Below are 20,154 nucleotides of genomic sequence, written 5' to 3' on the forward strand. Positions count from 1 at the left end.
CGATATTCGCACGATTATTTCGTACGGATGACTTATATTCATTGTCTGATGAGCGTTGCCCGATTCTGTTCCCTGATGCTGGCTTGCCTGTTGCTGCATTGCTGCGCCTTTTGCCAGGTTGCATCGGTTGAGGGTACCCTCCTTTATTCCACCCGCGAAGAAATTCCACTCAAAGATTCCGCTGGCCTTTTTTCCATAGAGGAAATTAAAATCGTCGGCAACCGCATTACCCGCGACAATATTATTCACCGCGAACTTTCGTTTGCACTGCACCAGCAGCTGCCGCTCAACGACCTGGCCAATGAACTGACCGAATCGAGAAAGCGCCTGATGAATACTGGGCTGTTCCTGGATGTGGTGGTTACGCTAAGCTCACTGCGTGGTTACGAAGCTTATGTAACCATCGAGCTGCGCGAACGCTGGTATGTGTATCCCGTGCCTTTTTTGAAAATGGTGGACCGCAACTTCGGGCAGTGGGTAAAAGAAAAAGACATGGATTTTAACCGGGTAAATTACGGCATCAAGTTTACCCACAAAAACACCACCGGTCGCCGCGACCGCAGTACCCTCAATTTTATGCACGGCTACACCAAGGCCGTCAGCTTTTCGTACCAGGGATTGTTTTTGGACAAAGCCATGAAGTGGTCGGCAGGTATGGGTGTGGCGATAGGACACAACAAAGAGCTGATCTACAACACGGAGCGCAACAAGCAAATGGCCTATAAGGACAACAACGATTTTGTGCACTCTTATTTTCGCGGCTATGCGGAGGTGAACTATCGTCCGGCCATTTTTACCACGCATACTTTTGGCTTCCGGTATTCGCAGGAGCGCATTGCAGATACCATCCTGGCCATCAACCCGGCTTATTCGTTCAACAACAATCGCATACGCCAGCCCGAGTTGTACTACAACATGGCTTATTTCAATGTTGACTTTATTCCTTACCCAACCAAAGGTTTTATTGCCAACGTGCTGGTGCAGAAAAAAGGCTTTCAGCGGCCGTTGAACATGTGGCAGCTCAATGTAAAAACTTCAGCCTCGTGGCCGCTTTCCGAAAAATCGTTTTTTAACCTGCGTACCGCCGGAACGGTGAAGTTGCCCTTTAAGCAGCCTTATGTAAACAAATCGTTGATCGGCAATTCGGATATGTTCATGCAGGGTTACGAGTACTTTGTGGTGGATGGCGTGGCCGGGGGCTACACCAAAGCCACCTTGGCGCACCGCCTGTTCAGCACCAACATAGGCATCCCATCTGAGCGCTTCCGCCGGCTCAATCATATTCCGTTTAAGGCGTACGCAAAAATTTTCGGCAACGCCGGATATGTGTATAACCCGCAGCCTGGCGATAATATGCTGGCCAACCGCATGCTGTACTCGGGTGGGGTAGGGGTGGATATCATCACATTCTACGACTTTATCATCAAGCTGGAATGGAGCTTCAACCAGATCGGGCAAAACGGCCTAAATTTGCACCGCAAGGATTACTTCTGATCAGCCGCAATACAAAAGAACCAATTTGAAGGTAGCTATTTACAGCCGGGTGCTGGAAGAAAGCCAGCTTAAGGACGTACAGCTTTTTTTCGACGAACTAGCCAATGAAGGCTTTGTGCCTGTGGTGCACCAGTATTTTCTTTCCCAGATGCAGGGCCATGTGTCGCTGCCGCTCAATACCACGCATTTCACTTCTTCAGCCGATCTGTCGGAAGACATTGATTTTTTTGTAAGCCTTGGCGGCGATGGCACCCTGCTCGATGCCGTAACCCTGGTGCGCAATAAAGCCATCCCGGTGGTAGGCATCAACTTTGGCCGGCTGGGCTTTTTGGCTTCCATTGGCCGCGACGAAATGCGGGAAGCAATCCGTGCACTGGCCCGCCGCTCGTACATCATCGACAAGCGAACGCTGGTGCACCTTGATGCCAACCTGCCGCTGTTTGGCGATGTGCCTTATGCGCTGAACGAGTTTGCCATTCACAAGCAGGACATTTCCCCGATGATCAAGATCAACACCTACCTCAACGGGGAATTACTCAATACCTATTGGGCCGACGGGCTGATTTTGGCCACACCAACGGGCTCTACCGGCTACTCGCTGAGTTGTGCCGGGCCGGTGGTTTTTCCAGATGCCTGCTCTTTTGTGCTGACGCCTATTGCACCGCACAACCTGAACGTGCGGCCCATAGTAGTACCCGATAACACCATTATTTCGTTTGAAGTGGAAAGCCGGGCGCCCAATATTATTTGTGCCCTCGACTCGCGGCGCGAACTGGTGAGCAAAGACGTGCTGCTGGCAGTGCGCAAAGAAAGCTTTGTGCTGAACCTAGTGCGGCTGAACGAAAACAACTTTTTGCAAACGCTGCGGAATAAGTTGTCGTGGGGATTGGATAAGCGGAATTAGTTGGAAGTCGGAAGTCCGCAGTCGGAAGACAGGGATTTTAATGCAGTCTTTTCATTTTAGTAAAAATGCGCCGCCTGATGTTTCTGTCAATTTGACAACCGGAGGTGCTTTGGCCCGTGCCTTGTTTAACCGCCCCTGACCGCACGGGCGGCCATTATTTTTCCAAACTGTACAAAAAATATAAACGGCTTATGCAGCACCAAAAGGGGACGATTTCGATCCATACCGAAAACATTTTCCCGATCATTAAAAAATTCCTCTACTCCGACCATGAGATTTTTCTGCGCGAACTGGTTTCCAACGCAGTGGATGCAACGCAAAAAATCAAGCGGCTTTCCTCGCTGGGGCAGGCGCCTGGCGAACTGGGCGAACTGAAAGTAAGCGTGGCGTTTGACAAAGAGGCAAAAACCATCACCATCTCCGACCGCGGCATTGGCATGACCGCCGAGGAAATTGAAAAATACATCAACCAGATCGCATTTTCCGGCGCTACCGAGTTCATGGAAAAGTTCAAGGAAGCCAAAGACGCTAACGAGATCATTGGCCGTTTTGGTCTGGGCTTTTACTCGGCGTTTATGGTGGCCGATAAAGTAGAAATTCAAACCCTGTCGTACCAGCCCGGCGCCGAACCGGCCCGTTGGGTATGCGATGGCAGCACCGAATACGAAATAACGGATGGCAACAAAACCGACCGCGGCACCGATGTAATCCTGTACATCAATAGCGAGTCGGAAGAGTTTTTGGACCAGCACCGCCTGGAAGAAATCCTGAACAAATACGGCAAGTTTCTGCCCGTGCCCATTGAGTTTGGTACCAAAACCGAAACCGAAGAAGACGGCGTTGATGAAAAAGGCGAACCGAAATACAAGTCGGTGGAAGTGCCCAACATCATCAACAACACAACGCCCATCTGGACCAAATCGCCTTCGGAACTGAAAGATGAAGACTACCTGAAATTTTACAAGGAGCTTTATCCTTTTTCCGAAGATCCCCTGTTCTGGATCCACCTCAACGTGGATTATCCGTTCAACCTCACCGGCGTACTGTATTTCCCGAAAATCAAAAACGAACTGGAACTGCAGCGCAACAAGATCAAGCTGTTTAGCCGCCAGGTGTTTATTACCGACGAGGTAAAAGACATTGTACCGGAGTTCCTGATGCTGCTGCACGGCGTCATCGATTCGCCGGATATTCCGCTGAACGTAAGCCGCTCATTTTTACAGGCCGATAGCAACGTAAAAAAGATCAACGCTTACATCAGCCGCAAGGTGGCCGACAAGCTGGGCGAACTGTTTAAAAAGGACCGCAAGGCTTACGAGGAAAAATGGAACGACATCGGCATGTTTGTAAAATACGGCATGATGTCGGAAGACAAGTTTTTTGAAAAAGGAAAAGAGTTTGCGCTGCTCACCAATACCAAGGGCGAATACTTTACCCTCGATGAGTACAAAGCGAAAGTAGAACCGCTGCAAACCGACAAGAACGGCACCGTGGTGTACCTATACACAGTGGATGCAGGCCGCCAGGATGCATACATCCAGGCTGCGGGTAAAAAGGAATACGATGTGCTGGTGATGAATTCGCCCATCGATAACCATTTTATCCACCACATGGAAATGAAAGGCGAAAAAATTTCCTGGAAACGGGTGGATGCCGATGTGATGGATAAGCTGATTGAAAAGGACGAGGAACGCAGCCATTTACTTACCGAAGACGAATCGAAAAAAGTAAAAGAGCTGTTTGAGAAGGCCATCGGCAAACCCGAAATGCAGGTGCACATTGAAGCCCTCAGCCCCGACGAACTGCCGGTGCATGTAACCATGGAAGAGTGGATGCGCCGCATGAAGGAAATGGCCAAAATGGGCGGTGGCGGAATGGGCTTTTACGGCAACCTGCCCGACAGCTATAAAGTGGCGGTAAACGGCAACCACAAGCTGGTAAGCCGCATGCTGCAGGCCGAAAGCGAAGAGCAGCAACTGGCCCTGGCCAAGCAAGCCTACGACCTGGCTTTGCTATCGCAAGGCATGCTTACCGGTGCCGACCTCACGGCGTTTGTAAACCGCAGCGTGAACCTGATATAAAAGGCAAAATTTAGAAGTAAAAAGTCAAAAAAGGGTGTCCCCATTCCGGAGACACCCTTTTTTATTTTTAAAATATTCAGTCCATGTATTTCAGCACTTGCTGCTGGTAAGTTGCGAGGTCTTCCTCGGTGGTCAGTTCATCAAACTTCGACACTTCGCCGCCCGGCGAACGGCGCTCCAGCACCACGATGCCGCCACCTACCACAATGCGCCGGGCCTTTTCAAAAATGCTTTCCAGCTCATCGCGGTTGCCAATGGTTTGCAGTTCCTCTACCTTTTGCACGTTGATGGTGTATTCGTGGGTCATGTTTGCAAAAATATTTGGGGCAAAACTATGGGGCAAAGGAATAAAAAAAGAGGTCAAACGTTGGTTCGACCTCTCCTTTCAATTGTTTAACCCGCCATTGGTCTGGCGCCAGCCCCCTATTTACAGATCCGATTGTATGGTAGTAAAACTGGTGTTCCGAATCTGTAGTGGTCTGTACCGGCTTCTCTTTTCAAATACCAAACAGCATACCAAAATGATTTGAGGCGCGGCGGGTAAAATAATTTGTTTTTGCTCCTGCTGTGATGGGGCTAAAAGCCGCTACAGGTGCAGGTTGTAAAGGTTTTCACAAAAGCCCGGCGTTATTTTATTTTGGTAAAAAATAGTGCATTTTGAATAGTGCTGCTGTCGTATCTTTAGTATTCACCAAATAAAAAGGAGGTATTCATGATATCTACAGATCATTCATGGACGCCTTCGGTTAGTATCGTCTAACCGGGCTTTCTCCATTCAAATATCTGTTTCCGACGCAAGTGAATGCGTCAAGTTTGCCACCGGGTATACCCGGTGGCTTTTTTTATGACCACAGATGTATGTGATTGGAAAGGATTGAAATGATTGGCTGGCCGGGTGGATTGCGTTTGCGCTGAATCTGGCTAACTGCAATTAGGATAAAAGTTATTCGCTTTGCTATTGTTCCCTTTCCTTCTATTGTGCTCCTTTGGCCCCTTGTGTCTTCGTGGTTTAAAAATGCCCCCTTATCCACCCGCAATTCATAATTTCACCTCAATCATCTACCATCAATCAACCAGCATCTCCCATGTCCCTTCCCGAAGTATGGCTCCGCGGTCCATTGCCCAATATTCCTGCACTGCTGCAGCCAGTGGCGCATGCACTGTTGCAGGCCCGTGAAGAAATTGAACAACTGATGCAGGATTTTCCGGACGACCTGTTGTGGGAAAAACCTGCAGGTTTGGCCTCGCCGGGTTTTCACCTGCAGCATATGAGCGGCGTGCTGGACCGGTTGTTTACCTATGCCCGTGGTGCAGCACTTAGCGAGGCGCAGATGCAATATTTAAAAGCGGAAGGAAGCCCGCAGTCTGGCTTTCAAACCACGGCGCAACTGGTACAACACCTACATGAAAGCATAGAGCAGGCACTAGCCACGTTATCGGCCGCCGATGAGCAACATCTCACCGACCACCGCGATGTGGGCCGTGCAAAACTACCGTCAACGGTATTGGGTTTATACGTGCATGCAGCCGAACATACCATGCGCCATCTCGGCCAGTTGCTGGTAACGGTACGCATCATCCGCGGTCAATAAAAAAAGGGGAGTGGAAATGATGAATGAGGAATTATGAATGATGAATTAGGAGTACCTCAAATAATCAATAATTCATCGTTCATAATTTCAAATAGTCGCCGGTCAAATGTCGACTACGCCATTAATTCATCAATCCCAATATCATCCAGCCATTGGTCAAACTGGTGGCTGCCGGTGGCAAAAGCCTGCAGCCGCACAATCACATTGAAGTGCTGGTGGTGGTGCAATTCCACATAAAAATCACCCAGTGCATACAGCCGCAGGGTGCAGTATGCCGCTTCGCGTTCCGCCAGCAAAACACCTTGATGCTCCAACACATCAAACTGGGTTTCTTCATTTATCCGGAGGTATTCTGGGAGTTTCATCAACAGGAAATTGAAGCGTAAAAGTATTGCGGTAAGTATGGAAAATTCGAACGGTTTCGGTGAAGTAAGTTTAATACAGGACGAAGTTATTTTTTAGATCGTTGCTCCTGCATTGGTATACCCGGTGGCGCATCGTTGCAGGCGCAGGTTGCTGCCATTCCGGGCCTTTCTGCACCCACTACTATCGTGCCGGCTGCACATTGCTCCAGCCGCAATCTGCAGGTAATGCCGGTAGCCGTTGTACCCTGCACTACCCACACAGGGCAGGGCGTTGCGCGGCGGTTGCTTTTGTGGTATAAAATCAGCCCATTGGCTACCACCGCAGCCGCGTCGCTTTGCGCCATTCCCAGGCATTTCAGACGGCACAATGCGGTTGCCGAAAACTGCAGCTGGCGCGGGTTTCGGTCAAATGCTTCTCTTGCTCCCGGCGGCTTTGTCCGGATCATGGCCCATGCCATGAGGCAGCAAACCAGCAGCAGCGAAAGCATTACATTGCGCGACTTCATGAGCAGGTGGTGCATTGGCGCCACACAGGTAAAACAAATGTGTGCAGCCAATGTTGTTATAAATGTATTGCGCTAAAATTTATTGTGCACCCTTTGCGCTTTCTATTTTGTAAAACTTTTTGCAGATGTTAGGGCACGCAGCACATTGGTTAAAAACAAGCTTGGCACTGCGCATCCAATGCAGTTATGACCTATTTTTAGGCAAATAGTAAACCTTTATGCGAACCGTTGAACATATACTGGAAAGTAAGGCCCAGCCCTTTAACGTCATTGCTCCTGATGCCCTGGTGATAGATGCCCTGAAGAAACTCGATTCGGTAAACCTTAGCTATCTTATTGTGATGGAAGATGGCGCCTACAAAGGCGTTTTTTCGGAACGCGAATATAGCCGCAACGTAGTGCTGAAAGGACGCAACAGCAACACCAGCACCGTAGCCGAAGTAATGACCACCGACCTGCCCCGGGTGCAACTGAGCGATACCGTGGAGCAGTGCATGAACACCATGAGCGAAGCCCGTACCCGCTACCTGGTGGCTTATGATGGCGCAGGCGCTTTTGCCGGCATCATCACCATTCACGACCTGTTGCGCCAGGTAATTTCCGACAAGGAAATGGTGTTCGACAGCAGCATTGCACACAACCTGCTCAACCACGACGAGCGGGGCATTTATTGATCCAACACATCCCATTTAACCATGCGCATATTATTGGTGTTTTTGCTGCTGTGTAGCTTGGCGGGCAATGCCCAGGAAGCGCCTTTTGCATCCGAGATACAGGCATTTACCCGGCAGGACAGCGAGCAGCCTCCACCCAAACGGCCCATTTTATTTGTGGGCTCTTCGTCGTTCCGGTTGTGGCAAAATTTGCAACAGGATTTTGCCGGCAAGCCGGTGCTCAACCGCGGGTTTGGCGGCGCATCCATCCCCGATGTGGTGCGGTATGCCAATGAAACCATTTTCCGCTATAACCCTTCCCGCATTATTTTTTATTGTGGCGAAAACGACCTGGCAGATTCCGATACCGTCAGTGCACAAACGGTGGTGAACAGGTTCACAGCTTTGTTTACCCAAATAAGAAGCAAGCTGCCCGGTGTGCCGTTCACTTTCGTGTCCATCAAACCCAGCCCAAGCCGGATGCACCTGATGCATAAGATGGCAGCGGCCAATGGCGCCATCCGTGCATTTTTACAGCAACATCCGCAAACAGCTTTCGTGGATGTATTTACGCCCATGCTCAACGATGCAGGGCGGCCGCGGCCCGAGCTGTTTGTGTCCGACAGCCTGCACATGAACCGGCAGGGTTATGTGCTTTGGAAAGGGCTGCTGCAGCGGCAGGTGCGCTAACGAATTTTTGTACCAACAACAAAGGGGCCGCTCGCAGGCCCCTTTTGTATTTTATGCCGCAATGCTTTTTATTTTTTTACCAAAAAAATGCCCACCAATATCAACACCACACCCAGCAACTGCATGGGTGTAATGCTGCGCTGCACGGTGCCCAGCCAGCCAAAATGATCGAGCAGGAGGGCCATGAATATTTGCCCGCACACCACTAAAATGAAAGTAAGCGCCACACCCTGCCGCTGGTTGACCCAAGTAATATAGCTCAGGAAAAATGCGCCCAGCACGCCGCCCAGCCAAATATACCACGGCGAAGTGCGGCCCGGCTTCAGCGACACCAGTGAGCTGCCGTTGATAAAGCTGTTGGCCAGCAGCAGGCAAACCGTTCCAATCAAAAACGAAAGCAACGCCCCAACCAGTGCACCACCGGTTTGGCGCCCCAGCCGGCTGTTGAGTATAGCCTGCGCCGGCAGCAGGCAGCCCGCCAGCAGCGTAAAAAACAAGTATAGATTTTTCATGTATGCCTGTGGGTTGTAGCCAAAAATCGTTGGTTTTCGTATTGCGGTTGCCTGTGGCCGTTATGGGTGGCCAGATGAAGGTAAATTTTTTTTGCCCCGGCCGGTAAAATTCAGCACCATCGGGTGCTGAGAAACACTTAGCGTTGAAAAATGGCATTTTGTCTAATATATATCATGCAGTAAACTTGTTGCAGCAACTTTACGCTGTTGAGAAAAACCAAATTCTATGAACCAGTTATTATCTGCACAGTCGCTCCGTAGCTTTGGCCGGCTGATGCTGTTGGTCATTACTTTATTCTGCCTGGTCAACCTTTTAGCTTAGGCCGGTTGTACCCAAAAAAAATTTTGAAGCCGCTCCTAAAAGGGCGGCTTTTTTTATGCGCCTTATACAGTCTGCTCCAGTGGTTGCAACATTTTTTGCCGGTGCAGTCTTCCAGTTTTTGTGCCCGCCTTAAAACAAAAACCGCATTTCACCGTTTAGCTGAAGAATCGTTAATTTGTTTTATGAGAAAATGGATGCTTTATCTGGCGTTTTTTCTGCCTGTGGTGGCAGGGGCGCAATCAATAGTGCAGGAGGGTGAGTTTGGCATATCGGTGGGCGCCGGTCATTATTTCGGCGACCTCAACACAAGGGTTCGGGTAAACCGGCCCAAAATGGCTGCCGGCATTTTCTTTCGGAAAAATTTTGGCAATTACATTGCTGCCCGTGTGGCAGCCAATTATGCACGGATTGGATATTCGGACATTTATAATGATCACAACGAATTCATGCGCCGCCGCAACCTGAGCTTCAACTCCAACGTGTACGAGTTTGCGCTGCAGGGCGATTTCAACTTTTACCGGTTTTTGCCTGGCGAAGCCGGCATGCACTTTACGCCTTATGTAACGCTGGGTGTGGGCATGTTCAACTACGACCCATTTGCCTACCTGCAGGGCCAGAAGTACAACCTGCGCCAACTGGGCACCGAAGGGCAGGGCAGCGCAGCCTACCCCGAACGGAAGCAATACAGCTCTATGGCCTTCAGCATCCCTTTTGGCGTGGGTATCAAATACGCCCTCAACGAACGCATCAACCTGGGCTTTGAGGTGGTGCACCGCTTTACCAATACTGATTACCTCGACGACGTGAGCTCCACTTATGTAGAGGAATCCGTTTTTCCACGCAACCCCGATGGCTCGGCCACGGCAGCCCTGCTGCTTTCCGACCGGTCGTACGAAACCGGTGCGCCAATTGGCGGCAAAGGCATCCAGCGCGGCAACAGCCGGCAGAAAGACCAGTTTGCCACGGCTACGTTCACCGTTTCCTTCAACTTGCAATCGTACCGCTGCCCCGAGGTTCGATAACCATCGGCAGCTCATTTTATTTTTCCCGGCACCGCGGCTTTTCTTTTTTATTTAAACAGAAAGGCAGGCGGTGCCGGTTTTTTTATGGCAAAAACGCGGGTTTGTGCCCGCTTTCGCCTCCGGTAGCACGGTCTGAAACATTACCTTTGCGCCTTATTTAGAGCGCAGCACATGCAAGACCTTTTACAGCAAATAGATAAATCGCGCCTGCCGCAGCATATTGCCATCATCATGGATGGCAACGGCCGTTGGGCAAAAGAGCAGGGGCAAGACCGCCTGTTTGGGCATTTTCATGGCGTGGACAGTGTGCGGGATATTGTAGAAGGCTGTGCCGAACTGGGCATTGGCTACCTTACCCTGTATGCCTTTAGCACCGAAAACTGGGACCGCCCGCAATACGAAGTGGTGGGCCTGATGGAACTGTTGGTAAAAACCATCCGCGCCGAAGTGGAAAGCCTTTGCAAAAACAATATTCGCCTGCACGTAATTGGCGACCTGGCCATGCTGCCCGAGTATGCCCGCCGCGAACTGGCCGAGGCACTGGAAATAACCAGCCGCAATACCGGCCTTAATTTAATTATGGCCCTGAGCTACAGCGGCCGCTGGGAACTGTTGAACGCGGTAAAAAACATCGCTTACGAAGTAAAAAAGGGCCGCCTTGATGTGGCCGATATTGACCAGCAAACGCTGCAGCGCTACTTGTGCACATCAGAGTTTCCCGACCCGGAACTGATGATCCGCACCAGTGGAGAATACCGCATTTCCAACTTTTTGCTGTACCAGTTGGCCTATGCCGAGCTGTATTTTACCTCGGTGCGGTGGCCGGAGTTTAGGAAAGCCAACCTATACGAGGCGCTGCTGGATTTTCAGGGCCGCGAACGCAGGTTTGGCAAAACCGGCGAGCAGGTGGCGGCGGTGAAATAAAAACAGAAGAACAAGGGAAAAGAATATCGAACAAGGAACATCGAATGATAAAGGAGCGCAGCCAATGATTAATAATCAATAATTCTTGATGATGATATTTCTGAAAGCGGCTGCCTGGCGCATTGATCATCCTAATCCTTTTAAATCATACTAGACACCGGTTTAACAAATCCGATTAAAAATTCCGCTTAATTTGCCTGCCCGACAGTGCTTCTTCCTGCACCGGGCCAGCAATAGACTGAACATATGCTTAAAATCTTACCGCGCATTGCAACCATCACTTTAGTAGTAATGTTGGCTGCAAACACATCCGGTGCACAGGAAACTGACACTACCCGCCCCGTTTCTGTTGACCCCGAATTGCTGGCACTGCAAAATGCCCGGATTCCCAAAGAATACACCATCGGCACCATCAACGTTACCGGTGTAAATTACCTTGATACCGGCATCGTGGTTTCCATCTCCGGCCTGCAGCCTGGCGATAAGCTGATGATACCCGGCACGGATGCGTTTTCCAAAGCCATCACCAACCTGTGGCGGCAGCGGCTTTTTTCCAACGTACAAATCTTCATCACTTCACTGCGCGCAGAGGTGATCGACATCGAGATTGCCGTTACGGAACGGCCCAAACTGGGTTCTTTTAAATTTCAGGGTGTAAAAAAATCCGAAGCGGAAGAGCTGGAGAAAAAAGCAGCCCTGGTACGCTCCACCATCATTACCGAAAATACCCGGCGCAATACGGTGGAAGCCATCAAAAAATATTACATCGAAAAAGGCTACCAGAACATACAGGTAGATATACAGGAAAAGCCCGACCCATCTATCCCCAACGCCAGCAACCTCACATTTGTGATTGACAAAGGCAAAAAGGTGCGGGTAAACGAAGTGAACTTTTATGGCAATACGCAGGTGCCCGACCTGAAGCTGAAGCGGCAAATGAAAGGCACCAAGGAACGCAGCCATTTTACCCTGTATCCTACCCGCGTAGAAAGCCCTTACGGCACCAACGACCCCATCACCTTTAAGGAATACATCAACGACCTGGGTTTTTTAAGCGCCACCAAAACCCGCAATTTTCTCGATCCCTATTTCCGCTTCAAGCTGTTTTCTTCGGCAAAATTTGACCCCAAGAAATACGAAGAAGACAAGGAGAAAATTCTGTCGGAATACAACTCGCTGGGCTTTCGCGATGCGCAGATACTGGACGACACCATGTATTACACGCCGGACGGCCACCTGAACATCGACCTGAAAATGGCGGAAGGCAACCGGTATTATTTCGGCAACATCACCTGGCGCGGAAATACGAAGTACGCCGATTCGATCCTCAACAACATTCTCGGCATCCAGAAAGGTGATATTTATAACCTACAGACCCTGAACCAGCGACTGGGAAAACAATTGACCCCGGAAGGCGGCGACATCAGCGGGCTGTACATGGATGACGGTTACCTGTTTTTCCAGGCCAACCCTATTGAAACTTCGGTATATAATGATACCATCGACCACGAGATCCGCATTGTGGAAGGCCCGCAGGCAACCATCCGCAACGTGGCCATTTTTGGCAACGAAAAAACCAAAGACCACGTCATCCGCCGCGAACTGCGCACCATTCCTGGCGAAAAATTCAGCCGCTCCGACCTGATCCGCTCCCAGCGCGAACTGGCGGCCCTGAACTATTTTAACCAGGAAACCATCAATCCCGGCGTAGTGCCCAACCAGGAAGACGGCACCGTGGACATTAACTGGAAGTTGGAAGAAAAATCCTCTGACCAGTTGGAGCTTTCAGCAGGCTGGGGTGGCGGCATTGGCCTTACCGGTACGCTGGGCGTAACCTTCAACAACTTTTCGGTAAAAAATATTTTCAACAAAACATCCTGGGATCCGCTGCCCACCGGCGACGGCCAGAAGCTGAGCCTGCGCCTGCAGTCGAACGGACGGGCCTACCGATCGTATAACTTTTCGTTTACCGAGCCCTGGCTGAGCGGCCGTAAGCGCAATCCGTTTACCATTAGTTTTTACAATACCAAGTATTCCAACGCATACAACTTTGCCACCGGCCGGCTCGAAAAGTCACGTGCCGACTCTAGCTACCTGCGCATTACTGGTGCCACCGTATCGCTGGGCAAGCAGTTGAAATGGCCTGATGACTATTTCAGCATCATGTACTCGCTGAGCTATACGCAGTATGCTTTGAAAAACTATTCGGGCATTTTCCGCGACGACCAGGGTGCGTACCTGAACAACATCACGTCGAACAACGTAAGCTTTAAGATTGCGCTGCAGCGTTCGTCGGTGTTCGATCCTACGTTCCCACGTAGCGGTTCCAACTTCCTCGCTTCGGTGCAGGCCACGCCGCCGTACTCGATGCTGAACGAAAATTTCTCAAAAAATAACGGTCAGTATAAAACGCCTGAGTACCACAAATGGCGCTTCAACGCCGAGTGGTTTGTGCCCATCGGCAAGCCAATGGGTGCCGAAAAGAACCGCCAGTTTGTATTGAAACTGGCCGCTAAATACGGCTTCATGGGCCGTTACAATAAAAACGTGGCTTACTCGCCGTTCGAACGCTATCAACTGGGTGGCGATGGTTTGACCAACCAGTTTGGCTTCCTGGGTTATGATGTAATTGCCCTGCGCGGTTACCCTGTGTTTGAAAATTCAGATCCGTCGGTGAACCCCGACCTGAGCCAGTCGACCCGCCAGTTTACCATCTTCAACAAATACCAGATGGAACTGCGCTACCCGCTGGTGACACAGCCAAGTAGCACCATTTACGGCCTTGCGTTTTTTGATGCGGCTAATGGCTGGTTCAATTTCAAAGAGTACAACCCGTTCCGCCTGCGCCGTTCGGTGGGTGTAGGTATGCGCTTCTTCCTGCCGATGTTTGGTTTGCTGGGCTTCGACTACGGTGTTGGTCTCGACCGATTCCAGCCGGGTCAAACAGGGCTGAAAGGCACCACCAAGTTTACCTTTATGCTGGGCTTCGAACCGGAATAATGGAGCAGCCGAGCCAAATGATGGGATATAATTCTTAAAAGAAGTCAGCCCGTGACCAACGTTAATGTTGGCCGCCGGCTGACTTTTAACTTTGCACTATAAACAGCCACCCCTAAATTGCTTGTATGAAAAAGATGCTGTTCGCCCTCTTTTTGCTTGCAGCCGGTTTTACCGCCGATGCACAGCGTTACGCCATTATCGACACCAAGTTTATCCTGGACAAGCTGCCGGAATACAAGGATGCGCAAAAAACGCTGGACGATATGGCGGCGGTGTGGCAGAAAGAGATTGATGCCCTGCAGCAAGAACTGGATAAAATGTACCGCGACTTTGAAGCCGAACAGGTAATGCTGAGCGATGAGCTGCGCCGCAAACGGGAAGACCAGCTTTTTAACAAAGAAAAAACGCTGCGCGACCTGCAGCGCAAACGCTTTGGTTTTGAAGGCGATCTGTTTAAAAAACGGCAGGAACTGGTAAAACCGGTTCAAGACAAAGTATTTAACGCCGTGCAAAAGTTGGCTGTGGCCCGCGGCTACGACTTTATACTGGATAAAAGTGAAGGAATTACGGTTATATTTGCCGACCCCAAGCTGGAAAAAAGCGAAGATGTGCTGAAAGAACTTGGAGTGAAGAATTAAGTAAAATTTCAAATTTCAAAATTCAAAGCGGCAAATGAGGTAGTCAATTTTTTTGAATTTTCAATTTTGACTGTTGCCTTGCAGATTGAATTGTTAAGAAAAAATAACCCCCGCTAAGCATACAACCAAGCCACAAATACCGTCATCTTACAATTATTGAACAAACAACCCCCAATGAACAAGTTTAAATTTTTAGTGGTAGCACTGCTCATGATTGTAGCTGCAGGCAGTGCCCAGGCCCAGAAAACAGGTTACATCAGTGTAGAGCAGGTATTGTCGCTGATGCCCGAAACTGCCCGCCTCGACTCACTGCTGCGCAAGTACCAGGCCGACTCGCTGAACCCCCAGTTTACCTACATGGTGCAGGAGTACAACCGCAAAGACAGTATTGCCAACGGCAAAGACTCGTTGAAAACCCCACTGCAAGTGCGTAACCAAATTCGCCAGGAGCTTGAAGGCTATGCTTACCAGATCCAAAACTGGCAGCAAATTACCCAACAGGCCCTGCAAGGAAAACAGCAGGAACTGCTGGAGCCCATTTACCGCAAAGTGGAAAACGCCATCCAGGCCGCCGCTAAGGAAAATGGCTATGCCTATGTACTGAACCGCGAAGCCTTGTTGGTAGTGCCCCCCGCCGACGACCTGTTGCCGCTGGTGGCCAAAAAGCTGAACCTGAAAGTGCCCGCCACAACCGGCGCACCTGCAGCGGCAGCCAACGCCCCGAAAAAATAAGTCGCTGATTTTTCGCTATAATAATAATGGCCATCCCGCTGGGGTGGCCATTATTATTGGGTTGAATATGAGCGGTGCAACGGGATTCCCGGTTGCAACGCTTTTAGTTTCTTTTCCTTAAAATGTAGGAAACCGCATTGCCGCTGTTGTCGGTCAGGGCTTCATGCAGCTGCCAGCCATTGAACCAGAAAAAGTTCAGCCGGGCCATGTCCCCTTCTGCAACAAAAACCAGTTGCTTCCCATTTCTATCGGTGATGTTCAGTTCCTTTCTTTTGTTTGAAACCTGGCCGTAGTCAAAAAATAGTCCATCGCCGGCCCGCCGGCCAAAGCGGGCATACGTTGCATTGACGCTATCGAGGCGTATGCCATTGACATAGCCGTAAGTATTGGCATCCAACACGGTGGGCATGTAATCGGCGGTGTTGGGGCCGGTGGCGGCGTTCTGTGCAAAAGCAGTGGCCGAGCACAACATCAGCAGGGGTAAAAATGCTTTCATCAGCAGTTTGTTTTTTGGCTAAGCTAAACCGAAGTGGGCCACAATATTTGCAGGGCATTGTTAGCTTTTTGCAAAATGAGCGGCGGGTTTACGGGTATGCGTAACCGCACTATTTTAGAAATATCCATGCATCGGCATGATCGAGCACTGTACATAAAAAAGCCCATGGAGCAAGGCAATACCAGGTTTTGCTCCAAGGGCTTTTTCTTGATCAATAGGTTACAGCTATTCCTCCGGCTCATAGTCAAACGGCAACTGGTCGGCCAGGTTTTTCCAACTCCAGTAGCCTTGGTTTACCCAGCTGCGCTGGTCGCGAAAATAGCCGTTGGGCATGATAAGGATGGCATCGGCAAGGTCTACATACGAGATTTGGATGGGCACATCGGCAGGCAGCTTGTACTGTTGCAGGTAAGCCGTCTCGGGCTTTGCCTTGATATAGCTGATGCTGGCCTTGCGTGGAAACCACAGCTCCGCATTGCTGGTGGCCGTGTCGAAAAAAAACAGGCTGGTATCGTAGGGGTTGGCCAGGCGGCCAAAGGTTTTGTTGTCGGAGGTGAGCATATCCACGGTAAAACCTTCTCCCTTCAACGTGCTGTCGTAATAAGCCCGCAGAAAGTGCAGGCGGCTGCCGTGGTATGCATTGCGCCTCGCTTCGGCCCAAAGTTGCTGTTGTGCCGTATCTCCTTCCATGGGCATAAACAGGCAGGCGCCGCGGTACGAGTTGAGGCTTGTTTTGTTGTAAAAAACAAAGGAATCGAGCTCGTAGCGCAGGTTGTAGCCCAGCGCCCTGTTGGCAATGCGCAGCGGCTCGGTGGCCACCACTTTAATGCGGTCGTTGCGTTTGTAATAAAAAAACTTGAGCGCCTCGGGGTTTTCGAGGCTGGTGCTGTCGGCAGCGGGAGTGGCGCCAATAAAATATTTCAGGAACAGCTGCCCGTGTTTTTCCCAGCCATCCGGCACCTCGCTGCTGCTTTTTACCACCACTTCGCCAATGCTTTTGTCTTCTTTTTTCAGCTCAATGTCGAGGGTTTTGGCTTCGTTGGCGTCAACGTTCACCGTTTGGCTTTGGTAGCCGGTAAACGAAACGATCAGTTCGTAGCCGCCCCGCTCCAGGGCCAATTGATAGCGGCCCTCGCTGTTGGTGATGACCCCGCGGGTGGTGTTTTGGGCAAAAACCGATGCACCCTGCAACGGCTGCTTTGTTTCGGCGTCAACCACCTGCCCCGAAACAACGGACTGGGCCAGGGCGCCAATAGAAAGGGTGCACAAAAGCACCAGGATCAAAAGTTTGCTTTTCATAGCGTATCGTATGTGGTGTGTTTGTACCATGTGTATTTGCCGAACAGGATTACCGAACGATGCAGTGAGTGACACAACAGGCGCCCAACCAGGGCTGTGCTGTCGGTTACCCCAATATCCCCGATTGCTACAACGTGATGGTGCCCTCTTTTAGTGCCTGCAGGTAGCGGGCCGTGGCAGCCGTAATAACCTGAGGGAGGGGCGTGTACCGAAACTGCGGCAGGGCCTGCAGCAGTGCGCCACTGTCGAACTCGGTGCGGCTGCGGGCCACCCGGGCGGTGTCGGCAGTGAGCAGGGGCTTTTTGCCGGTAAACAGGGCTTTGATGGCTTCCATGCGCCATGCCAGCCCGGCCAGTGCAGGTGTTGCTTCGCGATGCGGTGGTTTTTTGCCAAAACCTGCGGCAATGGTTTGGAACAACTGCTCGAAAGAAATATTTTCGGCCGATACAATGAAGCGCTGTTCGCTGATGCCGGAAAGTAACAGTTGCACGGCTGCTTCGGCCACATCTTCCACACCTACAAACCCGTTGACACCGGTGCTGTACCAGGGAAACTCGTTGTACACGCTTTTAAAAATAGCGCAGGAACTTTGGTGCCAGTCGCCATACCCAAGTATGGTGCTGGGGTTGATGATCACGGCCTCGAGGCCTTCGGCCATGCCACGCCACACATGCATTTCGGCCTTGTGTTTTGATTTGGCGTAATCGGTATTGTTATCGCCTTCGCTCCATTTTTTTGCTTCCGAAACTTTTTCTGCTTTTGTGGTGCGGCCCAGTGCGGCTACCGAGCTTACATGCACCATGCGCTGCACGCCGGCTTCCAGTGCGGTGTTTACCACGTTGGCGGTGCCTTCTTCGTTTACAGCCATCATCAGCTGGCGGTCGGTCTTATCGAACGAAACCACCGCAGCGGAATGTATGATGGCGTCCACGCCTTCCATGGCATCGGCCAGGGCCACTACGTCGAGTACATCGCCGGGTACCCATTCCACCGCTTCTGCAATATGTTGGGGAATAAAAAACGGCAGCTTGCCGGACCTGCGGAGGGCACGAACAGCAATGCCTTTTTGCACCAGGTTTTGCAGGATATAAGCGCCTAGAAAACCGGTACCTCCGGTGAGGAACACTTTGCGGGGAAGATTGATATGTGGAGCAGGATACAAAGGAGCTGCAAGATAATCTATGGCGGCATATCAACTAGGCCTGCCGCTGCAACGCATGCCATTAAATGATAAAAAACAGGTGGGCTGGTAGTGGCTTTTTTAAACAGGTAAGTGGTTTTATTTATATATGCACCTGTTCGTGGTTTTTCCATTACTAGATTGAGATGGCGGTTGCCGTGCTTACTACTATCGTGCAATGGATTTCCAATAGGCGGAGCGATAGCGCGGTGTCGACCTGGCTAATGTACAATAGTAATTTGAAAGGCTGCTGACTAGCTAATTTCCGTCGGCTCTACTTGCGGCTATGTGTTGTCGGACGCACAAAAATCGCAGCTACTGAGGCATGATCGGGTCTATCTTGATGTCTTCCTTCCCGTCACTAACGATACGCTTATAATTTTGCTGTAGCTGCGTCATTATAAAGACACTGATAAGAAATGGTACAATAAAAGACAGGAAAGAAAGGACTCCATCGATCCACCACTTATAGTCTGCAGGCCGATGATCCCCTTTTGTTACTATAAGTATGTGTCTACCTTGTGATTTCATCACAATCCAGTCAAAGAGGCGGAAAATAATGAGAAATAGAACCGGTATAAAATAAGCAGTTTCAGCAACATCATGGTTTCTTACACGATGCAATCCGTATAGTGCAGTTGTGATGGTTAATGCAAGATGAAGCAGATAAATGGATGGTTTGAAAAGCTGATTGTAGTATTTGTTTCTTGGGTTGGAAGAAAAAGCCATGAACATGAAAAAAACGTATCCTAAACCGATAATTACACTAACTGTCATTTGGATTTTGTTGTGGCTGTCGCAATTTTCAGTGAAATGCCTTGCAGCGGACAAAGAAATTGTTTAGTGGGATGGTTAATAGTAAAACGCCGCTAGTTATCGGTTAGGCCTTGTCGTAAGTATAGTATCCTTTGCCGCTCTTTTTACCCAAATGGCCTGCTTCTACTTTTTCCTGTTGCAGTGGTGATGGGCGAAGTCTTTCGGGCTGCTGCAATTGTTCCCACACCGAGCAGCTTACGGCATAGTTTACATCGTTGCCAATCAGGTCCATTAGGCGGAACGGTCCCATTTTAAATCCGCGGGCTTCCATCAGCCGGTCAATGGTTTCCATTTCCACACCAGCCTCTGCCTGCCGCAGGGCTTCAATGTAAAAGGGCCGGGCTACGCGGTTAACAATAAAGCCCGGCGCATCGGTGCACGCCACGCTTGTTTTGCCAAGGCGGGCCACCAGCGCTTCCAGCGTTTTAATCACTTCAGGGTCGGTTTGTGCACCGGCTACCACTTCCACCAGTTTCATCAGCGGGGCAGGGTTAAAAAAATGCAGGCCTGCAAAACGGTCGGGGTGGGGCAGGTTGTTGGCCAGCTCCGAAATAGAAAGAGAGGAAGTGTTGGACGCAAAAATGGTAGCGGCATCGTTGATAGTAGCCAGTTGGGTAAACAAGCCCACTTTGGCTGCGGGCTGTTCCACAATGGCTTCAATAACCAGCTGTGCCGTGCAATCGGACAGGTTTTGGGTAAAAAAAATCCGGTTCAGGATTTCATCCGGCGCACCTATTTTTCCTTTTGCCGCCAAAGCCTGCAAGGAACTGTGCACCGCCTCTTTAGCATTTCGCAGCACTTCACTGTTGGGTTCAAATAAAATGGTGGCAAAGCCGGCCGTGGCGCAAACCTGGGCAATGCCGCGGCCCATAGTGCCGGCGCCGCACACCGCAATCGTTTCAATATTCATGAGCAAGAAATAGGGATA

At 50.4% G+C, this 20,154-nt stretch carries 20 protein-coding genes; 11 read left to right on the forward strand and 9 right to left on the reverse strand.

The genetic code is table 11. From position 1 onward, the window contains the following. The first annotated feature begins 48 nt into the window (after nucleotides 1-48). The 3 genes from DRJ53_RS15130 (at nucleotide 49) to htpG (ending at nucleotide 4,479) form a co-directional block, all read left to right on the forward strand. On the forward strand, nucleotides 49-1,494 hold the full coding sequence (locus DRJ53_RS15130) for a POTRA domain-containing protein (RefSeq protein ID WP_162303889.1): 1,446 nt from the start codon (nucleotides 49-51) through the stop codon (nucleotides 1,492-1,494). 25 nt (nucleotides 1,495-1,519) lie between these two features. Then, nucleotides 1,520-2,398, forward strand: coding sequence for an NAD kinase (locus DRJ53_RS15135; RefSeq protein WP_114236495.1), 879 nt, complete (start codon nucleotides 1,520-1,522; stop codon nucleotides 2,396-2,398). Nucleotides 2,399-2,589: 191 nt separating this feature from the next. Continuing rightward, a complete protein-coding gene (gene htpG / locus DRJ53_RS15140) occupies nucleotides 2,590-4,479 on the forward strand; it encodes a molecular chaperone HtpG (protein ID WP_114236559.1) in 1,890 nt (629 codons plus the stop codon). Between the two features lie 76 nt (nucleotides 4,480-4,555). On the opposite strand, the gene DRJ53_RS15145 is transcribed toward htpG, so the two are convergent. Further along, nucleotides 4,556-4,786, reverse strand: a complete 231-nt coding sequence (locus tag DRJ53_RS15145) for a hypothetical protein (RefSeq protein ID WP_114236496.1) — start codon at nucleotides 4,784-4,786, stop codon at nucleotides 4,556-4,558. 778 nt (nucleotides 4,787-5,564) lie between these two features. Between DRJ53_RS15145 and DRJ53_RS15155 the strand changes: the two genes are divergently transcribed. Continuing rightward, nucleotides 5,565-6,071 carry a DinB family protein gene (locus DRJ53_RS15155; RefSeq protein WP_114236498.1) on the forward strand — a complete coding sequence of 169 codons (507 nt, stop codon included), beginning with the start codon at nucleotides 5,565-5,567 and terminating at the stop codon, nucleotides 6,069-6,071. Between the two features lie 113 nt (nucleotides 6,072-6,184). Here the strand turns inward: DRJ53_RS15155 and DRJ53_RS15160 are convergent, their stop codons facing one another. Beyond that, on the reverse strand, nucleotides 6,185-6,436 hold the full coding sequence (locus DRJ53_RS15160) for a hypothetical protein (RefSeq protein ID WP_114236499.1): 252 nt from the start codon (nucleotides 6,434-6,436) through the stop codon (nucleotides 6,185-6,187). A gap of 86 nt (nucleotides 6,437-6,522) precedes the next feature. Next, a complete protein-coding gene (locus DRJ53_RS15165; protein ID WP_114236500.1) occupies nucleotides 6,523-6,957 on the reverse strand; it encodes a hypothetical protein in 435 nt (144 codons plus the stop codon). A gap of 203 nt (nucleotides 6,958-7,160) precedes the next feature. Here DRJ53_RS15165 and DRJ53_RS15170 point away from each other — a divergent pair, with 203 nt between their 5' ends. Then, on the forward strand, nucleotides 7,161-7,616 hold the full coding sequence (locus DRJ53_RS15170; RefSeq protein WP_114236501.1) for a CBS domain-containing protein: 456 nt from the start codon (nucleotides 7,161-7,163) through the stop codon (nucleotides 7,614-7,616). Nucleotides 7,617-7,637: 21 nt separating this feature from the next. Further along, the gene (locus DRJ53_RS15175) at nucleotides 7,638-8,285 is read left to right on the forward strand and encodes a GDSL-type esterase/lipase family protein (RefSeq protein WP_114236502.1); all 648 of its coding nucleotides are present in this window, start codon (nucleotides 7,638-7,640) and stop codon (nucleotides 8,283-8,285) included. Between the two features lie 68 nt (nucleotides 8,286-8,353). Here the strand turns inward: DRJ53_RS15175 and DRJ53_RS15180 are convergent, their stop codons facing one another. Continuing rightward, nucleotides 8,354-8,797 carry a DMT family transporter gene (locus DRJ53_RS15180; protein WP_114236503.1) on the reverse strand — a complete coding sequence of 148 codons (444 nt, stop codon included), beginning with the start codon at nucleotides 8,795-8,797 and terminating at the stop codon, nucleotides 8,354-8,356. Between the two features lie 504 nt (nucleotides 8,798-9,301). On the opposite strand from DRJ53_RS15180, the gene porG reads away from it, so the two are divergent. The 5 genes from porG (at nucleotide 9,302) to DRJ53_RS15205 (ending at nucleotide 15,435) form a co-directional block, all read left to right on the forward strand. Further along, complete coding sequence (gene porG / locus DRJ53_RS15185) at nucleotides 9,302-10,141, forward strand: type IX secretion system protein PorG (RefSeq protein ID WP_114236560.1); 840 nt, start codon at nucleotides 9,302-9,304, stop codon at nucleotides 10,139-10,141. 171 nt (nucleotides 10,142-10,312) lie between these two features. Continuing rightward, the gene (locus DRJ53_RS15190) at nucleotides 10,313-11,065 is read left to right on the forward strand and encodes an isoprenyl transferase (protein ID WP_114236504.1); all 753 of its coding nucleotides are present in this window, start codon (nucleotides 10,313-10,315) and stop codon (nucleotides 11,063-11,065) included. Between the two features lie 246 nt (nucleotides 11,066-11,311). After that, nucleotides 11,312-14,065 (forward strand): BamA/OMP85 family outer membrane protein, encoded by a 2,754-nt coding sequence (locus tag DRJ53_RS15195; protein WP_114236505.1) that lies wholly within the window; start codon nucleotides 11,312-11,314, stop codon nucleotides 14,063-14,065. A gap of 125 nt (nucleotides 14,066-14,190) precedes the next feature. After that, a complete protein-coding gene (locus DRJ53_RS15200) occupies nucleotides 14,191-14,703 on the forward strand; it encodes an OmpH/Skp family outer membrane protein (RefSeq protein ID WP_114236506.1) in 513 nt (170 codons plus the stop codon). A gap of 174 nt (nucleotides 14,704-14,877) precedes the next feature. Continuing rightward, nucleotides 14,878-15,435 (forward strand): OmpH/Skp family outer membrane protein, encoded by a 558-nt coding sequence (locus tag DRJ53_RS15205; RefSeq protein ID WP_114236507.1) that lies wholly within the window; start codon nucleotides 14,878-14,880, stop codon nucleotides 15,433-15,435. Nucleotides 15,436-15,538: 103 nt separating this feature from the next. On the opposite strand, the gene DRJ53_RS15210 is transcribed toward DRJ53_RS15205, so the two are convergent. The 5 genes from DRJ53_RS15210 to DRJ53_RS15230 form a co-directional block, all read right to left on the reverse strand. Next, nucleotides 15,539-15,931 carry a hypothetical protein gene (locus DRJ53_RS15210; protein ID WP_114236508.1) on the reverse strand — a complete coding sequence of 131 codons (393 nt, stop codon included), beginning with the start codon at nucleotides 15,929-15,931 and terminating at the stop codon, nucleotides 15,539-15,541. A 225-nt stretch (nucleotides 15,932-16,156) separates the two neighbouring features. Continuing rightward, a complete protein-coding gene (locus DRJ53_RS15215) occupies nucleotides 16,157-17,230 on the reverse strand; it encodes a carboxypeptidase-like regulatory domain-containing protein (protein WP_162303890.1) in 1,074 nt (357 codons plus the stop codon). A 127-nt stretch (nucleotides 17,231-17,357) separates the two neighbouring features. Beyond that, entirely contained in the window at nucleotides 17,358-18,392 is a 1,035-nt protein-coding gene (locus DRJ53_RS15220) for an NAD-dependent epimerase/dehydratase family protein (protein WP_241558572.1), read from the reverse strand. Nucleotides 18,393-18,725: 333 nt separating this feature from the next. Continuing rightward, nucleotides 18,726-19,187, reverse strand: a complete 462-nt coding sequence (locus tag DRJ53_RS15225; protein WP_123893601.1) for a hypothetical protein — start codon at nucleotides 19,185-19,187, stop codon at nucleotides 18,726-18,728. 103 nt (nucleotides 19,188-19,290) lie between these two features. Further along, nucleotides 19,291-20,136 carry a 3-hydroxyacyl-CoA dehydrogenase NAD-binding domain-containing protein gene (locus DRJ53_RS15230; RefSeq protein ID WP_114236511.1) on the reverse strand — a complete coding sequence of 282 codons (846 nt, stop codon included), beginning with the start codon at nucleotides 20,134-20,136 and terminating at the stop codon, nucleotides 19,291-19,293. Nucleotides 20,137-20,154 lie beyond the last annotated feature (18 nt).

The sequence above is a fragment of the Paracnuella aquatica genome (assembly GCF_003332885.2).
Taxonomy (GTDB): domain Bacteria; phylum Bacteroidota; class Bacteroidia; order Chitinophagales; family Chitinophagaceae; genus Flavisolibacter; species Flavisolibacter aquaticus.